The following is a 21,002-nucleotide window of genomic DNA, read 5'->3' as shown; positions in this document are numbered from 1 at the left end:
TAACCCGACTGAGAGAGAACGGAATATGAATCAGCTTACAGCAAAATTACAGGCGTTCTGGCGTGACGAAAGCGGCGTAACGGCGATTGAATATGGCATTTTAGCGGCGGCGATGGCAGCAGCCATTGGTGCCATCTTTGGTGACAACGGCGTGTTCGTGAAGGCGCTGAATGAGAAGTTCACCGAGATCGCCAATCAGATCAGCGGTACGGGTACGACCACGACCACAGGGAAATAATGGCCGCCTCACTGTGCATTCAGTGGGCAGCTAACGTATTGTTAATTTTATGTTTGTCCTGGTGTGTGGTCAGCGATCTTCTGCTCAGGAAGATCCCCAATCGGGCGGTGCTGGCACTGTTATTCGGTTGGCTGGCGGTCGGCGGGTTGGTGACAGCCGGTGTGGTTGCCGCACCGCCGCACCTCTCGGTTGCGCTGCTTCAGGCGTTGCCCGGTACGGGCATCGTTTTCCTGTTGGGATTTTTACTGTTTCTCACCGGCAGGCTGGGGGCAGGCGACGTAAAATTAATGAGCGTACTCTGTTTATGGGTCGGTTATGGTCATCAGCTCAGTTTTATTATGATGACGGCCATTGCCGGTGGCGTGCTGGCGTTGGCGCTGCCGTTATTAAACAGCATTCCCGCTGCCGTGGCCCTGTTAATTAACCGAATAAATCATCAGCTGCGTACGCAAATTGCAACGCCGCCCGTATTATCGTCTGATTTATCGCAGGGAATTCCGTACGGTATAGCCATTGCATTCGGTGCGGCTTATACCCTTATCTGGCCATTATTCTGAAGAAATAAACAGAAACTGGCCTGGCAGAAAATAAAAATGAAAATAAACTCGACAATGCTGTTGTCCGGGGCGCTTATTGTCGCCGGCGTGGTGGCGATTATTGTCCGCAGCCAGCTCTCCGCCCCGGTTCCCGTGGTGCAGCAAGCAGTGGCTCCGGTCAAGAAAACCGAAGTGCTGGTGGCTAACCGCGATTTACTTCCAGGGGAATTTATTGAGGGTTCAGCGCTGCGTTGGCAGACGTTGAATGACAGCATGACCAGCGGTTTCTTCTACGTACGCGGTCAGGCCAGTGAAAGCCAACTGGCTGGCGCCACGCTGCGCCATAACGTCCAGGCGGGTCAGCCGTTAAGCCGTGACGAAGTGGTAAAACCCGGCGACCCGGGCTTTATCTCTGCCGTATTGCAGCCGGGGATGCTGGCGATCTCCGTACCGACCGATGCCGTCGCCAGCAATGCCGGACTGGTCGCACCGGGCGACCGCATTGATATCATTCTGAGCCTGCGCCGCGATGATCAATCCAGCGTGACGGGCAGTACCACCGGGCCTGCTGCACCCGTGGTGGCCGCCCAGACAATTGCCCGCAATTTGCGCGTACTGGCGATGGATAACGAAACCTTCGATCCGCCCGCCAGTGACGTTCAGCCGGGCGAGAAAAGCAAAACTGACGCCAACAGCGCACTGCGTCGTCGCCCTTATCGTACCGTGACGGTGGAAGTCACGCCCGCACAGGCGCAGTCACTGGCGGTCGCGAAAGAAGTGGGCATGCTACACCTCGCCCAGCGCAGCCTGACGGCAGACAGCGGGACGGAAATACCGCCGCCACAGGTCACCACCCTCAATGACACCACGCAGATTTATCGTCAACTCACCCAAACCGGGCAGCAGGTAAAGCTGTTCCGTGGTGACAAAACCGATATTCAGCAATTCCCGAACCGATAACCGCCGTATTGCCTGCCGCTGGCGGGCAACACCGGGCCTTAACACCTGACTCTAGTGAGATGAAGATGCGTTTTATTTCTGACGACGGCCGTCGTCTGGCCGTTAAACACGGGCTTTCAATGCTGCTGTGGTTGCTGATTGCCGTGACGTTACCCGCCAGGGCGGTAGAACAAGTAAACCCCAGCAGTGAAATTGACCTCAACCTGCACCAGGGCCGGATGCTGAAAATTGATGGCGAGCCGGAGAGCGTGTTAATTGCCGACCCGGATATCGCCAGCTTTGAACTGCCTTCCCCTGGCAACGTGTTTATTTTCGGTAAAGGCGTGGGTTCGACCACGCTGTACGCCATGGACAGCAACGGCAATGTGCTGACGGCGATCCGCCTGGTGGTACAGCACGATCTCGGTGCGTTGAAAGAGCGCCTGCGCCGCCAGTTCCCGTCTGCCGAGATTCAGCTTGAGGCGGCGATCCCGGATGGGGTGATTGTGCGCGGCAGCGTCGATACGCCGCAGGATGCAAAAAACGTCATCGACAGCGTGCAGGCGTGGATCAGCGGGTCGATGTCCTCGGCGCAAGGCGGTGGTGCAAGTGGCGGCGGCGGTGCCGGTGGCAATGCTCAGCCAGCCTCCAGCAGCAGTTCACCGAGCGTGGTCAATCAACTGCGCATCCGTACCCCTTCACAAATCAACATTCGGGTCCGCGTGGTGGAAGTCTCCCGCAAGCTGACCCATGAGCTGGGCTTTAACTGGGATGCATCGCTGAATCGCGGTGGCAATACCTGGGGCTTCGGCAGCGGCGCGCTGACCAGCTTCTTTAGCTCCTCCACTAACACCTTCAGCCGTGATTCCGGCGCGATGTCTCTGGGGTACAACACCAGCGGCAGCGATGGCTCACTGAGTTCGCTGCTCTCCGCGATGAATTCACAAGGTATGGCCTCGGTGCTGGCCGAACCGAACCTGACGGCAATGTCCGGTCAGACCGCCGCGTTTGCGGCCGGGGGCGAGGTGCCGGTGGTGCTGATCACCGATAACAACGTCAGCATCAACTACAAATCCTACGGCGTGATCTTGCGTATGACGCCAACGCTGCTCTCCGCGAACCGCATCAGCCTGCACATTGCGCCAGAAGTGAGTGAACTGACCGATGTGGGGTCCGTCACCCTGAGCAGTGGATCAACCATTCCGGCCCTGACCGTACGCCGTGCGGATACCACGGTCGAACTGGCCAGCGGACAGAGCTTTGCACTGGCGGGCATGCTGCGCAGTACCGCCAGCCAGACCGTTTCTGGTGTGCCTGGGCTCTCCAGCATTCCCCTGCTAGGTCGTGCTTTTGAGAAAGAGTCCACCAGTCAGGAAGACACCGAGCTGGTGATCATTGCCACCGCGTATGTGGTTGAACCGGTCAATGCCGGTGAGCTTCAGACGCCAGGCAAAGGCGCGAAGATGGTTGATGCGGTCACGCCGCAATTTGGTGCCGCTGGCTACCTCTACTGACAGGGCAAACACGATGAAAACCTATAGCCATACCCGACTTTCCTTGCTGGCGCTCTCGCTTCTGACGCTGGTGGGCTGTGACAGCACCATGAACCAGATCCGTCTGTCACGTATCGACCAGCCTTCGCTCCAGCCGGTGCAGGTGAAACCGCGCGCGCTGGCGGTGAACTTACAGCTCACGCCGGGCGGACAGGGACTGAATGACGATTCCCTGGCGCTGCTCAACAAACTGCTGTCTCAACAGGGCCGTCTGGCAAAACAGACGTTGACCATTACGCCGTGGAGCGTGCGGGGTGAACAACTCGCCCCTCGCCTGGCGAACGCGCTGGCCAATGCCGGTGCCGACAAGCGTTTGATCCGCATCCAACCGCGCATCCCTGCTGCGGGTCGCAGCGGCGATCTGCAAGTGCAGTCTCAGGCGCTGGCGGTGATCACCCCTGACTGCCAAATCAACAATCCCGATGAGCTGATGGTGAAGCCGTTTGAAGCGGTGGGCTATCTCGGTTGCGCGAACCAGAGCAATCTGGCCCGCATGGTGGCTGAGCCACGCGACCTGATTCAGGCCCGTGCGCTGGATGAAGCCGATGGCGTGTATGTGGTCAACAGCGTCGAGCGTTATCAAAACGATAAAGCCAAAGATCTGATTAATTTCAACCTCAACTCCGGCGGCGGCAGTGGCGGCGGCGGTGGTGGCAGCAGCAGCGGCGGAGGATTAGGCCAGTGAGTGATGCAACCCTCTCCGCAGCCCAGGATAACGAACAGTGGGGCGCAGGCCTGGTGGCGTTTGTTCAGCACGATGCCAACACGCTGCGTGACAACCTGACCCGTTTAAGACGTCAGGATGTGCAGGTTCACAGCGGGGGCATTCAGGCTGCCAGCCGCTGGTGCGAGCTGAATTTACCGCCGCAGGTGCTGTTGGTGGATCTGGATGACGAAGCGCTGCCGCTGCCAGAAATGGAAACGCTGTTAGCGATCTGCGGCCCGACCACGCGCGTGATTGCGCTGGGCCAGGCTCAGGACATCACGCTGTACCGTGCGCTGCTTCAGTTAGGGGTGACCGATTACCTGGTCAAGCCCTGCACGCTGGATTTGATTTCTGCCACCCTGGCCAAGTGTGAAGGCGGATTAACCGGCCCGGAGTATGCCCGTATGGGACGCACGGTGGCGGTATTAGGGGCCAGTGGCGGCGTCGGTACCAGCACGGTCGCCATGGGGCTGGCGCGCCTGATGTCCCGCGAGCGCCATCTGCCTACCGCGCTGGTGGATTTTGACCGCCGCCAGGGCGATCAGCTGCTGCTGTTAGGTATGAATGATGACGCCGGGCTCAACGCGGTGCTGAGCAGCGCCCAACTGGATGCGCGCTTGCTGCACCGCGCCATGTTGCAGGTGGATAACCGCCTGCACCTGTTAGCGCAAAAACCCGATTTACAGCCGCAGTCAGCGGTGGAGAGCGAAACCGTTCTCAACCTCGGTGGGGCGCTGTGCCGCATGTTCAACCAGGTGTGCTGGGATCTGCCCGCCTACTTCCCGGAAGGCGTGCTGGACGTGGCGCGTCATGCCGACCTGCGCATTCTGGTCACCGGCTTAACCCTACAGGATGCGCGCAATGTGAAGCGCATCATGGAGGCGATTGGTGATGAGAGCGAAGGGCAGCGCCTGCTGCTGGTGCACAACCAGAGCCGCTTCAGTGGCCCATCGCCGTTAAGCCGCAGCCAGTTCGAAGCCCTTGCCGGGCACCGCATTGATCTGGAACTCCCGCACGCGGGCCACAGCCTGACGCAAAGCCTGTCCATGGGACCGCTGGAGTTAGCGGCCAGTGCGCCTTTCCAGCAGCAGATGCGACAGTTGGTGGATCTCGCCTGTGGTAGCCGTCCGCAACCTGAAAAGAAACCGTGGTTGCGCGGTTTGCTTAAACGTGCCTGAAGGAGAGCGTTATGTTGAGGCGTAAAACCCCAGTACGAGCCCCGGAAGCCCCGCGCCGCACGGCGGAACCTGCCGTAGCCGAGCAGACCGTGGACGTTCCTCAGCCGGAACCTCGCCCGGCTGTACGACAGCCCACTGAGAGCCTGAACAGCCATCGTAAGCTGATCCGCACCCAGCTGTATGATCTGATTGATGCAGGCCGTGCGGCGGTGATGTCCCGTGAGCGCCTGCTCCAGCAGATCCAGTCGGCGATCCGCCAGCTGTGTGATGAGCAGCGCTTGCAGCTGTCGCGTCAGGAAGAAGAGGGCATCGCCAGTGAAATGCTGGATGAGATGACCGGCATCGGACCCATTCAGCCGTTGCTGTCTGACGATACGGTGAATGACATCCTGGTGAACGGGGCCGGACAAGTGTTCATCGAACGTTTCGGTAAGCTGGAACTTTCGCCCATCACCTTTATTGATGAAGAGCACGTGTTCAATACCGCCCAGCGTATTGCTGCCGCCGTCGGACGACGTATCGACGAATCCAGTCCAATGGTGGATGCCCGCCTGCCGGACGGTAGCAGGGTCAACGTGATCACCTACCCGCTGGCGATTGATGGCACCACCATTTCGATCCGTAAATTTATGCGCCGCAACCTGTCGCTGGAGATGCTGGCGGCACAGGCCTGTATGTCTCCGGCGATGGTGGAGGTGCTGCAACGGGCGATGCAGGCCCGGCTGAACGTGATTGTGTCTGGCGGAACCGGGGCCGGGAAAACCACCCTGCTGAACGCGCTGTCGCAAAATATCGACAGCCGTGAGCGCATCATCACCATTGAAGATGCCGCCGAACTGCAACTGCAGCAGACCCACGTGGTGCGGCTGGAAACCCGTCCGGTTAGCGCGGAAGGCAGCGGTAAAGTTGACCAGCGCGACCTGATGCGCAACGCCCTGCGTATGCGCCCTGACCGCATCATTCTGGGCGAGGTGCGCGGCGGTGAGTGCTTCGACATGTTGCAGGCCATGAACACCGGCCACGATGGTTCGCTCTGTACTGTTCACGCCAACACCACGCGCGATGCGATCCAACGTCTGGAGAACATGGTGATGATGGCGAATATGCAGCTGCCGCTGATGGCGATCCGCCGTCAGATTGCCAGTGCGGTACACCTGATTGTGCAGATTGAACGTATGCGTGACGGGATGCGTCGCGTGGTGGCGGTCAGCGAAGTGTGCGGCATGGAAGAGGACGTGATCCAGATGCAGGATCTGTTCAGCTTCAAAATTCAGGGCAGTGATGCCCAGGGCCGCGTCAGCGGGGAGTATGTGCAAACCATTCAGCGGCCGCAGTTCTACAGCGATCGCCAGCATCTGTTTGCGCACTGAGGCGATGGTCATGAATCCTGCAAAACTCAATTTGCTGACCGCGCTGGTGTTCTTCAGTGCGCTGTTCATTCTGCTGGCCGTGGGCTACTGGCGTCGCCAGCGACGCATTGAGCAGCAGCAGCGTGCCCGCCTGGCGCAGATTTTTGGCCTCCAGCAGGCGGTCGCGGACAGCGAAGCGGACTCGATCCTGAAAAGCCACCAGCAACTGCCGTTTGCGCGGGTGCCGCTGCTCGGCAAGCTGGTGGTGAGCGTCAGCCAACAGCTGGCGTTTATCGGCTGGCAGGCAACGCTGCGCAAACGTATTGGCATGCTGTTCGCCGTCTGTTTGATCGTGGGAATGGCCGTTGGACGCCACACTCCGCTGCCGTTGACCTGGGGAATGGTGTTTGCCTTCGCACTGACGTTGGTGGTGGGAGCTCTGCTGCTGCGCACCACGGTGCAGAAGCATCTGCGCCAACTGCGGGAAAGTCTGCCGGATGCGATTGATGCCATTACGCGTAGCTGCCGTGCCGGTGTGCCGGTGTCGAATACCTTCGGCCAGGTGGCACCGCACCTCAGTGGCCCGCTGGCGCAGGAGTTTCGCACCATTGACCACTGGCTGCGCCTTGGTATTCCGCTGCGTCAGGTGATCCAGACCAGCGCCGGACGTATTCCCATGGCCGAGTATCGCTTCTTTGCGGTGATCCTGATCATCAATCAGGAGGCCGGTGGTCGCCTCGGTGAAACGCTGGAGCGCCTGACGTTAACCCTGCGCCAGCGCCGCGAACTGGCGTTGAAAGTGCTCTCCAAAACCTCCGAAGCACGCGCCTCGGCCAAAATCGTCGCGGCGCTGTTCCCCAGCTGCCTCGGCTACATGTATCTGCGCTCGCCGCAGGATTTTGACTTCCTGTTTAACGATCCCATCGGCACCACGATCCTGATCTACGCCTTTTGCAGCGTGATGCTGGGCATGTTGATTACGCACCTGATGGTGAAACGCATTGGCTAAGGAGACCTTCGCATGTTGCACGATCCGCTGATCGTTATCGCCCTACTGCTGATTGTTGTGGGCCTGGTGCTGGCGGTAAAAAGCCGCCGTGCGGCACGGTTGCAGCAGATGCAAGAACGGATTGCCGCCCAACTCGCCTCCGCTACAGCGGAGGAAGACGGGATGTCGCCGCAAGAGAGCCTGTTGCGTAATCAGGGGCGTGAGCTGTCGCCACAGCTGGAAAAACTCATGCAATCCGTCGCGCGCTGGGGATTACAACTGGCAGGTTCCGATCGTGACAAACAAAAGCTACGCCGCCTGCTGGATTTGGCGGGGCTGCGCCGTAACGAAGCGCTGGGCTGTCTGGTGGCGGGCAAATTTGTGGTGGGCGCATTACTGGCCCTGCTGCTGGTGTTTGGTGCCCTGGCCCCGGAAGACCGCTTTGGATTAACGGGCCTCGCGGCCGCGCTGGTGGGCTTTTTCGTGGGCGGCCTGCTGCCGGAGTTTTGGCTCAGGCTGCGTGCCGCACGACGTGGTGAAAAGCTGGCCCGTGCCGTACCCGATGCGCTGGATCTGATGGTGGTGTGCGCCGAAGCCGGGCTCTCTATGGGACGCGTGTTGCAGGTGGTGGCGAAGGAGCTGGGGCTCTCCTCTCCGGAAATGGCGGATGAGTTGCGCTACACCGCCGCTGAGCTGCAAATCCTGGCGGATCGCAACGCGGCGTTGCAGCACCTGGTGGAGCGCACTCGCGTCACGGAGATCGAAAGCATGGTCGCCACGCTGGTGCAGGCCGAGCGCTACGGTACGCCGCTGTCGCAGGCGCTGCGCACCATTGCCGATGAAAGCCGCAAAACCTTACTGCTGACGCTGGAAGAGAAGGCAGGCAAGTTGCCCGCTCAACTCAGCGTTCCGCTGATGGCGCTGATCCTGCCGCCCATCATCGCCATTATGGCCTCGCCCGCGCTGTTGCGGGTGATCCGTCTGTTAACGCACTAAGCGGTCCACCGCTCTGATATCAAAAGAGAATACCGATGAACATGACATCTTCCCGCGCACTGCGCACCGTGATTTTACTGCTGGCAGGTAGCCTGTTGGCGGGCTGTGCCACAGGCGGCCTGAAAGGTAACAAGAGTGAAGGTCTGAAGCTGGCGCACCTGCTGCGTGATCAGGGGCGACTGGAAGCAGCAGCTGACGTCTACGCCCGTCTGGATGTGCGCGGCCTGTTAAACGGCCCGGAGATGCTGGAGTACGCCAGCGTTGCCGCGCCGGTGCGCCAGCCCGCTCAGGCGCTGACGCTCTACAGCCGCGCCCGCGATGCGTTGGGCGGATCGCTGGAGAACATGAGCAGCAGTGAAGCGCTGGCGATCTGCACCGGCATGGGCCGCGCGGAGCTGGCGCTGGGGCAAATGGGGCTGGCGCAGCAGTCGTTTAACTGTGCGCTGCAACGTGACAGCAAAAACGTCACGGCGCTTAACGGCGCGGGCGTCCTGCTGGATGCACAAGGGCAGCATGAACAGGCACGCCAGCGCTTCCAGCAGGCTTTGACGCAAGACCCGGGGAATATTCCGGTGATGAATAACCTCGCACTCTCGTGGCTGGCGAGCGGTCAGGCGGATCGCGCCATTCAACAGTTGAGCAATGCCGATGCGAGCAATCCGTCCGTGCGCCTCAATCTGGCGCTGGCCTGGCTGGTGAAAGGCGATGAGGACAAGGCCCGTGACGTACTGAGTCAGCTCGCGGATGCCAGTCAAGTGGACACGGTGTTGACCAGCCTCAAGGCCCGTGCGGCGCAACTCTCCAGCAGCAGTAACACGCTGTTGATGGCGAGTACTCAGCCTCTCTCCCTGAGTGAACCGAATCCATGATGCGCGGCTGGGAACATGCCTGGCGACAAAACCGTGGGGTGGTCGCCACTGAGCTGGCATTTCTTGCCCCGGTGGTGCTGGTGGGCGTGATGATGCTGTTTGAGCTGGCGCGCATTGGTCTGGTGATCGGTATCGGCAGCGTGGCGCTGGATAACGCGGTGCAGTCGTTCCGCCTCGACGACTTGCAAAACGCCGATGTCAGCCAGATGGGTGACGATCTGCGCGCGCGCATGGTCAGCGCCAGTGACGGTTTTCTGACCGCTGACGACCTGTCAGTGAGCGTGCTGCACTTCAGCAACCTCAGTGAGATGGGCGGAGTCGCCATCTCCGATGAAAATCAGAACGGCACTGACCTACAGACGTTGCCGGTGTGGTCGGTCACGGTGCAGGTAAAAAAAGCCTTTCTCTCGCCGCTGCCCGAGATCCTGTCACTGGGTAGCACCTTCCGCTACCAGTACAAACAGGTGTTTGGCACGGAGCTGTTAAATGAAGAGTAACGGGGGGCTGCGCCGTTTCCTGCGCCAGCAGCGGGGCGTAGTGGCGGTGGAAACCGTGCTGGCGTTTCCCATCCTGCTGGCGGCGGGACTCCTGATTGCCGATCTCCTCACCGTGGTGCTGGAGCGTGAGCACATGGAACAGCGGGCTGGCGCGGTGAGTTCCGTGCTGGCGATGCAAACCAACCTGACCCAGCAGGGGCTGACCGGTTTGATCAGTGCAACGCTGCCGGAAAACGGCGGCGGCAACTACCAACTGACGATCACCAACGTTAAGCAGACCGGGGAAGTTTACTGGCAGCTCAATCGTGGTACGGCCACCGGCCTGTGCGCGGACAGCGATTTGGCCCCCGGCAGCAGCTGGCCGGGCAGCGATTTGCCGGAACTCGACGCCAAAAACGGCAGTGAATCCGTCTCGTTGATTGTGGTGCAACTGTGCCGCCAGAGCAGCGATCTCAAACTGACTACCGGGCTGGGGCTGAACCCGCTCCTCACGGCCTCAGCGGTAGGGCGTGTGACCGAAGGCACCCTGACGCTGGATACCGATCTGGCAAATGAAGCCGGAGTAAAAAATGACACCACTGAAAATTAAGTCGTTACGTGCCGCACTGCGCCGCTTCTGGCAACAAGAGCGCGGCGCGGGCACACCGTTTTTTGTCTTTGGCATGATGGCGTTGCTGCTGACCGGTGCCTATGCGCTGGACACCATGCAGGCAACCGGGGATGCGGCCCAGGTCAAACGTGCGACCGATGCCGCCGCGCTGGCCGTGGGGCGTGCCGCACTGGCGAAAAACAACAGCGAGTACGACAGCAGCGATCTGCAAGCGCTCGCCTGGCAATATATCCAGAGCAACCTCGGCATGAACACCGAGCTGGTGCAGCAGCTGAGTGAAGCTGACGTGGCGGTGAGCAGCGGGCGCAGCAGTAAGGCGCGCCGCACCTACACCGTGACGCTGAATTTCACCACCCACAGCACGCTGCTGCATCTGGCGGATAAGAGCCAGAGTATTTACTCCACCGCCGAGGTGATCTATCGCCCGACTGAAGTGGCCCTGGTGTTGCCCAACACCTCAACGGAAACCAGCAGTGAGCTGGCGGTGCTGCGCACGCTGGGCAGCCAGTTTGCCGATGATTTCCTGACCGGCTACACCGACCGTCGTCTGGCGCTGGTGCCCTACAGCCAGACGGTTAATGTCTGGGATGCTTCCCGCTGGAGCACGCGTATTCGTAGCTGGCCAATGAGCAGTGCCCTGACGCCCGTCGAGCTGACCTCGCTGTTTGCCAGCGGGCAGGGGATCTCCAGCCTCGCCAGTCGGTTAATGCCCGATCTGCAAACCAAACGCGAATGCTTCTATCGCGGGTTAAACGCAGGGGAGAACTACTTCTGGGAACAAGCCCCTACGGGCACGTTCCACGTCAGCTATCGCGACGATCTGCCGGAAAACGCCACCTGGATGCCCTACATCTCCTGGACCGGGCCGAACCCCATGTTTGGTGCTGCTACCGGCGTCAATGACACGCGTTATATCGTCGGTGACAAAGGCTGCCCTGATGCGCCGTTGTTGCCGCTCACTGACGACCTGACCGCCATCGATGCCCGTCTGGCACAGATGAATTCCCAGTTTAACGTTAACTACGCCATCCCAATGGGGTGGGCCGCGATGGCGCTGGCACCGGCGTTTCGCGGCAGCAGCGGCTGGGGCGATGACACCTGGCCGCTGGATTTCAACGACAGCGGCAGTGGCAACATCAAAGCGATTGTGATGCTGGGGAACACCATCGGCGACTGGTTCGATACCGACGCTTACAACGCCTATGTTGGCCAGAACATCGATGGCGTTAGCCAGGCGGGGGGGGAATACGCCGCCGCCACCGAACGTTTCCGCTCACTGTGCACCAGCTTCCGCAATCGCAAGATGCTGTTTTACTTCATCGGCGTACGCCCCGGCGACCCCAACGATTTTGGCCGTACCTTGTTTGGGCAGGTGGCGGTGCCGGGATTGCAGGCCTGTATCACCAACAACGGTGGCAGCATTCAGTTTGCGGATGCCGACAGCTTCGCCAGTGGCTCAGGGCAAATCAGCAGCGATCTTGATGACATTCTTGACGATATCAACCGACAGAGCAGTTCTGTACGCCTGATCGAATAACCGGCTTTAGGTGAAAATATGAAAAAAACTTCGACCCGACCCGCCTGGAGCCAGGCGCTGGCGCTGGAACCGCGCATGATGTTTGATGCCGCTGCCGTCGCCACTGCGGCCACGGTAGCCGATGCCACGGCCAGCACCACTGCGCCCCACGCCACGGCCACAGCGGCAACAGACGCGGTGTATTCTATTGATAAATCCGGCACCCTGGGCGCGGACACCGCGCTGTTCAGCGGGGCCAGCGTTACGGCTGACAGCAGCGGTAATGAAATCACCAAACTGGTGGTAAGCGTCAGCACCAGCGGCAGCGATCAGGCACTGGTGGTGGATGGCACCGCCATTACGCTGACCACCAGCAGCGGTGAAACCGCCAGCCATTACTACAGCTATAACGTCGCCGTGGCCGATGGCAAAGCCACTATCACCTTATTCCTTAATACGGCGGATACCGTCACGCCCGCTGCGGTGGAAAACCTGATTGATGGCATTAGCTACCGCGCCTTAAGCAGCGATGTGGGTAACGGCAGCGTGGATGTGACGCTGACCAGCATCAGCGATGCGGATGACAGCAGTGATATTGACGTCAGCGCCCATCTGACCATCGACAACAGTAAAAACCTCGCACCGACCCTGAGTGACACTGACGGCTTAAGTCTGACCGATGACCTGACGGTCTCCGATCTGAACAACAGCGCAAAGTCGGTGGCTTATTCGCCGCAGGGTGATTATGCCTATGTCGCCAGCAGTGATGGCACGCTACTGGTGTACAGCGTGGCGGAAAATGGCGGCCTGACCAAAGTGCAGACCCTGAGCGGGCTGGACGATCTCAGCAGCGTGACCGGCATGGTGGCGGGGGAGTCCGCCGTGTATGTGCTGAACGGCGGTGAGGTGATCACCCTGGCGCGCGCCAGCGATGGCACCCTGAGTGAAAGCAGCAGCACCAGCGTTGGCGATACGGCGGTCAACGAAGCGCTCAGCACCGATGGCAAACAGTTATACATCAGCACCCAGTGGAATGGGGTGTATGTGTTTGACGTTGGCACCGACGGCACCCTGAGCTATGCCTCGGTCTTTACTGATAACGTGAGTCGGTCAGCGGGATTGACCACCGCAGGCGATTATCTGTTTGTGGTGGATATGGAGACCGGGCAGACGCTGAGCATCTTTAAAACCACCCAGGTTGACGGGGTTTCCACCTTAACGCTGGTGGCCAGCGCAACCACGGGAGAGACTGATTACAGCGCATTGTACCAGGTGGCGGCGACTGCCGATGGCAAGACCCTGTACAGCCTGAATACGGTAGACGGCACCCTGACCACTTGGCAGTTCAACGGGACCACCGCCACAGTGCTGGAGAGCCAGACCCTCAGTGGTGCCAATGCGCTAACGGTCAGTGGCGACGGGAGTCAACTGTATGTCAGTGACAGCAGCGGCAATCTTCAACGTTTTGCCATTGCCAGCAGCGGTGCCTTAACGCACCTCGATACCCAGAGTACCGGCGGCAGCAGTGCGCTGGCGGCGAGTGGCAGTGCTTTGCTGGTGGTGGGTGGCGACAGTGTTGAGCGCTACAGCACCCAGCTAACCTACACCCTCGGCAGCAGTGGGGTGGCGCTGGCCGACACCTTGACCCTTGCCGACAGTAATTCGGATGTGCTCAACGGCGGTGCCGGAAATTATCAGGACGGCTCGATAACCATCACCGCACCCGACGGCAGCAACAGCCAGTACGGATTATCCAGCGCCAACGGGCTGAGCCTGAATGGCGAACAGCTGTTGCTCAACGGCGAGCAGATCGGGACATTCGTCGCCAGCGGCGACACCCTGAAAGTCATGTTTACCAGCGCGGTCACCACCGCTGAAGCCAATCAGGTGCTGCATCAGCTGCTCTGGTCCAGCACCTCGGTCAGCAGTGCGCTGGTTGTGCTCTCGGTGGTGGCGAATGACGGCGAACTGAACAGCACCGCGCAAAACATCACCGTTCGGGTGAATCATGCCCCGACGGTGGACAGCACCGTGGCGGATAATTACACCCTGCCGGGCGCGACATCAGAAACGGAGTACAGCGTTACCCTGCCGGATCTGTTTACCGATGCCGACCAGGATAACCTCACCTGGAGCGTCAGCGGCCTGCCGGATGGCCTGACGTTTAACGCAGAAACGCACACCATCAGCGGCAGTACCACCAGCACCGGCAGCTTTACCCTGACGGTCACCGCCACCGACACCGCCGGGGCCAGCACTGAAACCACCCTGACGCTGGCGGTGGAGCAAATCGCTAACCGTGCACCGGAAGCGAACGCAGATGCCACGACCACGCTGACCTCGGCGGTGGAAAACCAGGCGTATAGCCTGCAACTCGACAGCACGCTGTTCAGCGATGCCGACAGTATTTATCACGATACCCTGAGTTGGCAGGTCAGTGGATTACCGGAAGGGATAAGCTTTGATGCCGCGACCCACACCCTCAGCGGCACGGCCACCAGCCTCAGTGATAACACCTTAACCGTCACCGTCACTGACAGCAGCGGTGCCACCGCCTCAATGCAGCTGACGCTGCGCGTCATCAGCACCGATGAAGCGGCTAACCATGCGCCAACGCTGGATCAGACCACCAGTTCCCTGAGCTACAGCAGTGACGGCAACCTGACCGGCTACAGCTATTACGTTGACAACATCTCCCTTTCTGCCGATGGCGAAACCCTGGCCGTGGTGGGGGCGACGGGCGCTAATTATTCCGGCACCATCTACGTCAGCCTCTATCACCGCGACAGTGATGGCGCACTGACGCTGCTTAAAACCTACACCCAAGGCACCGATGCCGATCAGGTCGACGGCCTGCAAGGCACCACCGCCGTGGCGTTTTCCGCCGACGGTAAAACGCTGTATATCTCTGGCACCAGTGCCAGCGGCAGCAGCGTGGTGCAGGGGTTTAGCGTTGGCAGCGACGGGACACTGACGCTGATCAACAGCCAGACCCTCTCTGATACCGTGCTCAAAGTGGCACTCTCCAGCGATGGCAACAGCCTGTACGCCATGACCGGCAGTGGTTTAACCCGTTACAGCCTGGATGCCTCGGGTAAGCTGACCGCCGAGGAGAGTTTCACCACAGAGGGAACGCTGGGCCTTGCGGTGGAAGGGGACAATGTTTACGCCCTGAACAGCAGCGGCACGCTGTATGTCTATTCGGCCAACAGCAGCGGGGTACTGCACGTTGACGGTCAGTTAACCCATGATGGCACCGCGCTGACCTGGACCGACAGCGACGGCAACAGCAGCGATGCGGGCACACTGGGCACCTCGAGTGCGATGGCCGGTAACTGGGTTTCCCTCACGGCGGTGAATGGGCATATCTACATTGTTTCCGGGACCAACAGTTATCTGGTGGCGTTGAATTATGATGCCAGCAGCAACAGCATGAGCCTGATCTCCTCGGCCAGCGTTTACAACACGGTGAGTGGTTATCCCTTTGCGGTGGCCGCCTCCGCCGATGGCGATGCGCTGTATGTCGGCGGTAACACCGGCAAAATGGCGATCTACCAGATCGCCGCCGACGGTAGCCTGACGCTGGTTTCAACCACCAGCGGCAGCGGGGCGCTGGTGGTGATGGCGATCTCGCCCGATGGACAGTCCGTTTACGGCGGTTCACGGCTTTACAGCGGTGGGTTACGCACCTTCAGCGGCAGCGATGCCAATGCCTCCGTTGCCTGGACCGAAGGCAGTGAAGCCACGGCGATTGGCGGGGACCTCGTGCTGGCCGACAGCGACTATGACGCCCTCAACAACGGCCAGGGCGACTACCAGGGCGCAACCCTCAGCGTCTCCCGTAGCGCAGGCGCGGACAGCAGCGACAGCTACGGTTTAGTGGCAGCGAATGGCCTGGCGCTCGCCAACGGCGTGATCACCCTTAACGGTGAGGCGATTGCGACATTTACTCAGCAAGAGGGTGCGTTAACCCTCACCTTTACCGCCACCTCCACCACGGCAGTGGCAAATCAGGTGTTGCAGCAGATCAGCTGGAGCACCAGCAGTAAAGCGCCAGGGGCAACCATCACGCTGACGGTCACCGTCAGCGACCGCTATGTGTCTGCCAGTAAAAGTGTGGTGGTGAATGTCACCGAGGTCAACGATCCCCCTACGCTAACGGCCACTGCGGCCAACCCGACCTACAGCGATGCCAACAGCAGCGTGGCGCTGTTTACCGATACCACCATCGACACCATCGAAAGCGGTCAGTTGATTCAGGGGATAACCCTCACGGTGAGCGGGCTGGTCAGCGGTGAAAATGAGTATCTGGTGATTGATGGCAGTAAAGTCAGCCTCAGTGATGGCGTGCGCATCAGCACCAACAGCAGCCTGACGGTGAGCGTGACCGTGACCGACGGCGTGGCCACTGTCAGCATTAGCAGCACTGATGGCATCACCAGCGATGCTGCCCAGACGCTGGTGAATGGCGTCGCCTATGGCAATGCGGACGGCCTGAGTGGCAGCCGCGATGTCACCCTGACGCTGATTAAAGACAACGGCGGCACGGAGAATGGCGGCAGCGACAGCGCCGCGCTGGACATCCACTCCACCGTAACGTTGCAGGTGAAAGAGAGTGCGGCGGTGATCGGCGACAGCGACAGCGCACAGCTGGATTACGCCGACAGCCTGAGCGCGGTCAGCGGGCTGGGCACCCTGACGCTGAGCCAGCTTTCCAGCGACGGTTCAACCCTGTTCGTGACCGACGGCAGCGGCACGGTGGCGGTCTTCAGCCGCGATAGCGCGGGCAAACTCAGCTGGCTCGGCAACAGCGATACCGGGCTCTCTGCCATTACTGCCATGGCCGTGACGGCAGATGGCTCCACGCTGCTGGTAGCCAGCGACAGCGGCAGTACGCTGGCGGTGTTCAGCCGCAGCAGTGACGGTAAGTTGACGGAGGTGCAGTCGGTCACGGCGTGGAATACCACCGCGATTGCCCTCTCCGGGGATGGCACCAGTGTCTATGTCACCGATAGCTACAATGCACTCACGGTGTACAGCCTCAACAGCAGTGGCCTGACGGCGGTGCAAACGCTGAGCTACGATGCCTGGAGTGAGCCGGTGCTGTTTACGCCGACGGCTATCTACGCCAGCGGCGACTGGCTGTATGTGGTGACTGACCCGGTATCGAGCCAGTTCGCCAACTCGCTGATTGTTTATCATCGCGGTAGCGACGGTCAGCTGACCCTGACCGGCGTGTTGCATGACGGTAGCAGTGACGTAAGCGGGACCACGGTGAGCATTGCCGCCCCGACCCATGTCACCAGCAGCAGCGATGGCTCGCTGATTTATGTCGCCAGCGGTAGCGACCTGCTGATTTACAGCCTGAACCAAACCACCGGCAAACTGGTGCAGGTAGCGGATATGCAGAATATCGGCACCATCACCGCCATGGCGATGACCAGCGATGACAGCACCCTCTACCTGACGCTGGACGACGGCAGCCTGCACAGCTACCAAATCAGCGCCAGCGGCAACCTGACGGCCCTCACCACCCTGACCAGCAGCGACTACGCGGGCCTGTCGGGTGCCTCTTATCTGTTTACCAGCAGCGATGGCGGTGTGGTGGCTGGCGGTGCACAACTGGTCAGTTTCAGTCTGGAACAGACACAACCGATCTATACGCCAGGGACTGACGGCAGCTATGCCTTTAGCAGCAGCGTCACGGTGAGCGACAAAACCCTCGACAGCCTCAACGCAGGCGCGGGGGATTACGGCAACGCGACCTTAACCGTCAGCGACAGCAGCGGTAAAGGCAGCTTTGGTTTCAGCACCGAGAGTGGCATCACGCTGGCAAGTGGCGGTGAGCTTCGCCTGGGGGAGGCGACGATTGGCAGCTGGAGTGAGCAAAACGGCGTGCTTTCCATCACCTTCAGCGCTGGCGTAACCACGGCAACCGCCAGTCAGGTATTGGCAAACCTCACCTGGCAGGACAGCGATACCAGCACGCCAGCGCAGGTGACGCTGTCGATTAGCCTGAGCAGCAATGGGTTGGTCAGCAACAGCTGGCAACAGGCCATCACCATTAACCATGCGCCAGAGGCGGAAGCGGATAACGCGCAGACCGTCACGGTCACCAGCGGACAGGCGGTGAGCATCACGCTGCCCGATAACCTGTTTAGCGATGCCGATGGCGATAGCCTGAGCTGGACGCTAAGCGGATTGCCGGATGGGCTGAGCTTTGATGCGGCCACCCACACCATCAGCGGCACGACAACGGTGACCGGTGACTACGCGCTGGCTATCGTGGCACGTGATGCGCTGAGCGCCAGCGCAACCCTCACGCTGACGCTCAGCGTCACCGCAGCAACGGGCGATTCCGGTGGTTCGGGCGATTCAGGCAACTCGGGCGATGGCGACAATACCGGCGGCTCGGGTGATTCAGGCAATTCGGGGAATTCCGGTGATACTGGTGGCTCAGGTGATTCGGGCAACCCGGGGAATTCCGGTGATACCGGTGGCTCAGGTGATTCCGGTAATTCTGGCGGCAGCCAGCCGGGCAACAGCGTGAATCCGGTGATTCTCCCGGCCACGCCTGCTTTTACTGCGCCGGTTAACAGCACCTTTATGGCGATGGTCGCGGCTGCGCCTGACTCCATGACGCCTTCCCTCAATACCCTAACCGGGGGGGCGGCTACGGCTAACACCCCGCTGGATTACAGCCAGTCACCGTGGCAGTTGGACCCGATCATGCCGGGATTACTGCCCACGCTGGAAGTGGTGCACTTCCGCGACCATCAGCAACTGGCGGAGCAGACCCGCTGGCAGGGGAGCTGGCAACACAATGCGCAGGGCGAGCGCGTCTTCCAACTGCCTGCGGGCCTACAGGGCCGCAGCGGCTTTACCGGCGCGGTATTGGCCAATGGCCGTCCACTGCCCAGCTGGCTCCGCTTCGATGCGCGCCACGGCGAAGTGCGTATCACCCATGAACAGCACGTCCCCCACGGACAGATCCAACTGCGCTTACAGCGTGCCGATGGTACGACGCTGCTGCTCACCTTACGCGAAGGCAAAACCGTGGCTTCCGTAACGCCCGGCCAGCCTGACACCGCGCGCATCATGCCGCCGGTTGAGCCAGTCCAGACGCAACACACTGAAGCGGCCATGCAGCACGTGGGCGTGTCGCAGGCGCTACAAGCCCAGCGTGGCGATGGCAATGATCTTTTACAGGCGCTCAATGCTCTGGCAGCGGCGCAGCCTCTTTCATCATGAAGATAATGACAAAAATGGGACTTTTTTCTGTGCACGACTCTCAAATGCTTACTGTGACCTCGGGATCTCCACTGCGTATGCCGCGCCGTTTACCACTGGCGGTGATCATCGCCTGTACCTTGCTGGCCGGATGCGGCGTGCACCCTCAGGCGATGACCACGCAAGAACAGGTGGCGCAGGCGATGGATGACCGCACCCAGATGTTTGCCAATCAGGAGCCGGTTCACGGTGCGGTCACGCTGGATGAAGCGATCGCCCGGGCGCTGAAGTACAACCTCGCGCAGCGTGTGGCGTTGCAGGAACAGGCGATGCAAGACGATATGCGTGATGTGGCCGAGCTGGATATGCTGCCACGCCTCGCCGCCCGTGCCGGGGTGCAGACCAGGGATAACGTCGCAGCCTCCAGCAGCCAGTCCGTCACCACCGGTCAGCAGTCGCTGGAATCCTCCACCAGCCAGGATCAGACCTCGCGCACCGGTGACCTGACGCTGAGCTGGAACCTGCTGGATCTGGGCATCAGCTATGTCAATGCGCGCATGCAGGCAAACAAGTCGCTGGAAGCCGAAGAGCGTCGCCGAAAAGTGGTGGCCGATATCACCCGCCAGGTGCGTACCGCCTACTGGGAAGCCGCAACCGCTCAGCGACTGCGCCCGCAGGTGATTGAGGCGCTGGGACAGGCGCGCCAGACTCTGGCGTATGCGCACCGTACCGAGCAGGAACGTTTGTTGCCGCCACTGGAATCTCTGCGCTTCCAGAAAAACATGCTGGAGATGGTGCGCCAGTTAGAGGTGGTCGACAGCGACCTGGCCCTGGCGAAAACCCGCCTCGCGGCGCTGATGAATCTGCCACCTGCCAGCGATTTTACGCTGGTGGTGCCGAGCGAAAGCAGTATGAGTGTGCCGAAACTGCGCTACTCTCTTGGCGATCTGGAGAACCTCTCCATGATGCAGCGTCCGGAGATTCGTGAGCAGAGCTATCAGGCCCGTAATGCGGTGCTGGAGACACGCCGTTCCCTGCTGCGTCTGTTACCGGGGGCAAATCTGTTTGCCGGCCTCAACGGCGACAGCAACAGCTATCTGGTTAATCACGGCTGGGCGAGTGCCGGGGTACAGGTCAGCGGCAACTTGCTGAACGTACTGGCCTGGTCGCCGGTGAAACGTGCCGGTGAATCCGCCGAAAAGCTGGCTGAATTGCAGCGCCAGGCGATGCGGATGGCGGTGCTCGCTCAGGTTAACGTCTCCTGGCAGGAGTACCAGAGCAGCGCGCAGATGTTTGGCCGCTATCAGGAGCTGGCGCGTTTGCAGCAGGGCATTCAGCAGCAGACCGATGACAGCTACCGCAGCCAGGCCGCGACCCAGATGGAGCAGGTGCGCGTCAGCACGGAAACCATTTTGACCCTGCGCGCCCGGGATCGCAGCTATGCGGCGATGCAGAATGCCCTCGGCAGCGTTTACCAGTCCGCCGGGTTAGATAGCCTGCCCGATCGCGTCAGCGGCACCAGCCTTGCCGCACTCAGCAACAGCGTAGCGCAGCAGAATCAGCGCATTGAAAACGGTACCATCGCCGTACCCACGCTGAACCTCCGCCCGCAGAGTACGCCTGCGCCGCAGCCTGTAAAACCTGTCATACAGCCGGTTTCTGTTGTGCCACCTCCGCGTCCGGTGACACCCCCGCAGCAGCAGGTATACGCCGTCTCTTCCGACAATCTGTGGAGTAATCTCAACTCCCTTTCCGGAGGCGCACAGTGACCGGGCAGCGCTTCCTCTGGTGCTTATT

15 protein-coding genes are annotated in these 21,002 nt (G+C 60.5%); all 15 read left to right on the top strand.

Annotated features, from left to right (window positions below; translation table 11 throughout):
- Positions 1–25 precede the first annotated feature (25 nt).
- The 15 genes from B880_RS0103250 (at position 26) to B880_RS0103180 (ending at position 20,974) form a co-directional block, all read left to right on the top strand.
- Positions 26–238 (top strand): Flp family type IVb pilin, encoded by a 213-nt coding sequence (locus B880_RS0103250; protein ID WP_017345936.1) that lies wholly within the window; start codon positions 26–28, stop codon positions 236–238.
- Entirely contained in the window at positions 238–795 is a 558-nt protein-coding gene (locus tag B880_RS0103245) for an A24 family peptidase (protein ID WP_017345935.1), read from the top strand. The genes B880_RS0103250 and B880_RS0103245 overlap by 1 nt, the downstream gene beginning before the upstream one ends.
- A 36-nt stretch (positions 796–831) precedes the next feature.
- Positions 832–1,734: a Flp pilus assembly protein CpaB gene (cpaB, locus tag B880_RS0103240; RefSeq protein WP_026042393.1), complete on the top strand. Its 903-nt coding sequence runs from the start codon at positions 832–834 to the stop codon at positions 1,732–1,734.
- A 65-nt stretch (positions 1,735–1,799) separates the two neighbouring features.
- A complete protein-coding gene (locus tag B880_RS0103235; protein WP_017345933.1) occupies positions 1,800–3,227 on the top strand; it encodes a type II and III secretion system protein family protein in 1,428 nt (475 codons plus the stop codon).
- A gap of 13 nt (positions 3,228–3,240) precedes the next feature.
- Positions 3,241–3,951: a CpaD family pilus assembly lipoprotein gene (locus B880_RS0103230; protein ID WP_017345932.1), complete on the top strand. Its 711-nt coding sequence runs from the start codon at positions 3,241–3,243 to the stop codon at positions 3,949–3,951.
- Positions 3,948–5,150: an AAA family ATPase gene (locus B880_RS0103225; protein WP_017345931.1), complete on the top strand. Its 1,203-nt coding sequence runs from the start codon at positions 3,948–3,950 to the stop codon at positions 5,148–5,150. Before B880_RS0103230 ends, B880_RS0103225 begins: the two co-directional genes overlap by 4 nt.
- A gap of 11 nt (positions 5,151–5,161) precedes the next feature.
- Complete coding sequence (locus B880_RS0103220; protein ID WP_017345930.1) at positions 5,162–6,520, top strand: CpaF family protein; 1,359 nt, start codon at positions 5,162–5,164, stop codon at positions 6,518–6,520.
- A 10-nt stretch (positions 6,521–6,530) separates the two neighbouring features.
- Entirely contained in the window at positions 6,531–7,508 is a 978-nt protein-coding gene (locus B880_RS0103215) for a type II secretion system F family protein (RefSeq protein WP_017345929.1), read from the top strand.
- Between the two features lie 12 nt (positions 7,509–7,520).
- Positions 7,521–8,483: a type II secretion system F family protein gene (locus B880_RS0103210; RefSeq protein ID WP_017345928.1), complete on the top strand. Its 963-nt coding sequence runs from the start codon at positions 7,521–7,523 to the stop codon at positions 8,481–8,483.
- A 35-nt stretch (positions 8,484–8,518) separates the two neighbouring features.
- Complete coding sequence (locus B880_RS0103205) at positions 8,519–9,352, top strand: tetratricopeptide repeat protein (protein ID WP_017345927.1); 834 nt, start codon at positions 8,519–8,521, stop codon at positions 9,350–9,352.
- Positions 9,352–9,849 (top strand): hypothetical protein, encoded by a 498-nt coding sequence (locus B880_RS0103200; RefSeq protein WP_017345926.1) that lies wholly within the window; start codon positions 9,352–9,354, stop codon positions 9,847–9,849. Before B880_RS0103205 ends, B880_RS0103200 begins: the two co-directional genes overlap by 1 nt.
- On the top strand, positions 9,839–10,438 hold the full coding sequence (locus B880_RS0103195; protein ID WP_017345925.1) for a TadE/TadG family type IV pilus assembly protein: 600 nt from the start codon (positions 9,839–9,841) through the stop codon (positions 10,436–10,438). Before B880_RS0103200 ends, B880_RS0103195 begins: the two co-directional genes overlap by 11 nt.
- Entirely contained in the window at positions 10,419–11,996 is a 1,578-nt protein-coding gene (locus tag B880_RS0103190; protein WP_017345924.1) for a TadE/TadG family type IV pilus assembly protein, read from the top strand. The genes B880_RS0103195 and B880_RS0103190 overlap by 20 nt, the downstream gene beginning before the upstream one ends.
- 18 nt (positions 11,997–12,014) lie before the next feature.
- Positions 12,015–19,226 (top strand): putative Ig domain-containing protein, encoded by a 7,212-nt coding sequence (locus B880_RS0103185; RefSeq protein ID WP_017345923.1) that lies wholly within the window; start codon positions 12,015–12,017, stop codon positions 19,224–19,226.
- A gap of 44 nt (positions 19,227–19,270) precedes the next feature.
- Positions 19,271–20,974 carry a TolC family protein gene (locus tag B880_RS0103180; RefSeq protein WP_237760980.1) on the top strand — a complete coding sequence of 568 codons (1,704 nt, stop codon included), beginning with the start codon at positions 19,271–19,273 and terminating at the stop codon, positions 20,972–20,974.
- The last annotated feature ends 28 nt before the right edge of the window (positions 20,975–21,002 follow it).

The organism is Pantoea sp. A4 (assembly GCF_000295955.2).
In the GTDB taxonomy this organism is placed as follows: Bacteria; Pseudomonadota; Gammaproteobacteria; order Enterobacterales; family Enterobacteriaceae; genus Pantoea; species Pantoea multigeneris.
The sequence above is the reverse complement of the archived record's forward strand: the minus strand, read 5'-3'. Positions and strand labels throughout refer to the sequence as shown.

Coding starts and splice junctions, on each gene's coding strand:
- B880_RS0103235 (WP_017345933.1), top strand. CDS start 1,800: ATGCGTTTTATTTCTGACGACGGCCGTCGTCTGGCCGTTAAACACGGG.
- B880_RS0103200 (WP_017345926.1), top strand. CDS start 9,352: ATGCGCGGCTGGGAACATGCCTGGCGACAAAACCGTGGGGTGGTCGCC.
- B880_RS0103220 (WP_017345930.1), top strand. CDS start 5,162: ATGTTGAGGCGTAAAACCCCAGTACGAGCCCCGGAAGCCCCGCGCCGC.
- B880_RS0103180 (WP_237760980.1), top strand. CDS start 19,271: ATGCTTACTGTGACCTCGGGATCTCCACTGCGTATGCCGCGCCGTTTA.
- B880_RS0103215 (WP_017345929.1), top strand. CDS start 6,531: ATGAATCCTGCAAAACTCAATTTGCTGACCGCGCTGGTGTTCTTCAGT.
- B880_RS0103245 (WP_017345935.1), top strand. CDS start 238: ATGGCCGCCTCACTGTGCATTCAGTGGGCAGCTAACGTATTGTTAATT.
- B880_RS0103210 (WP_017345928.1), top strand. CDS start 7,521: ATGTTGCACGATCCGCTGATCGTTATCGCCCTACTGCTGATTGTTGTG.
- B880_RS0103195 (WP_017345925.1), top strand. CDS start 9,839: ATGAAGAGTAACGGGGGGCTGCGCCGTTTCCTGCGCCAGCAGCGGGGC.
- B880_RS0103250 (WP_017345936.1), top strand. CDS start 26: ATGAATCAGCTTACAGCAAAATTACAGGCGTTCTGGCGTGACGAAAGC.
- B880_RS0103230 (WP_017345932.1), top strand. CDS start 3,241: ATGAAAACCTATAGCCATACCCGACTTTCCTTGCTGGCGCTCTCGCTT.
- B880_RS0103190 (WP_017345924.1), top strand. CDS start 10,419: ATGACACCACTGAAAATTAAGTCGTTACGTGCCGCACTGCGCCGCTTC.
- B880_RS0103205 (WP_017345927.1), top strand. CDS start 8,519: ATGAACATGACATCTTCCCGCGCACTGCGCACCGTGATTTTACTGCTG.
- cpaB (WP_026042393.1), top strand. CDS start 832: ATGAAAATAAACTCGACAATGCTGTTGTCCGGGGCGCTTATTGTCGCC.
- B880_RS0103185 (WP_017345923.1), top strand. CDS start 12,015: ATGAAAAAAACTTCGACCCGACCCGCCTGGAGCCAGGCGCTGGCGCTG.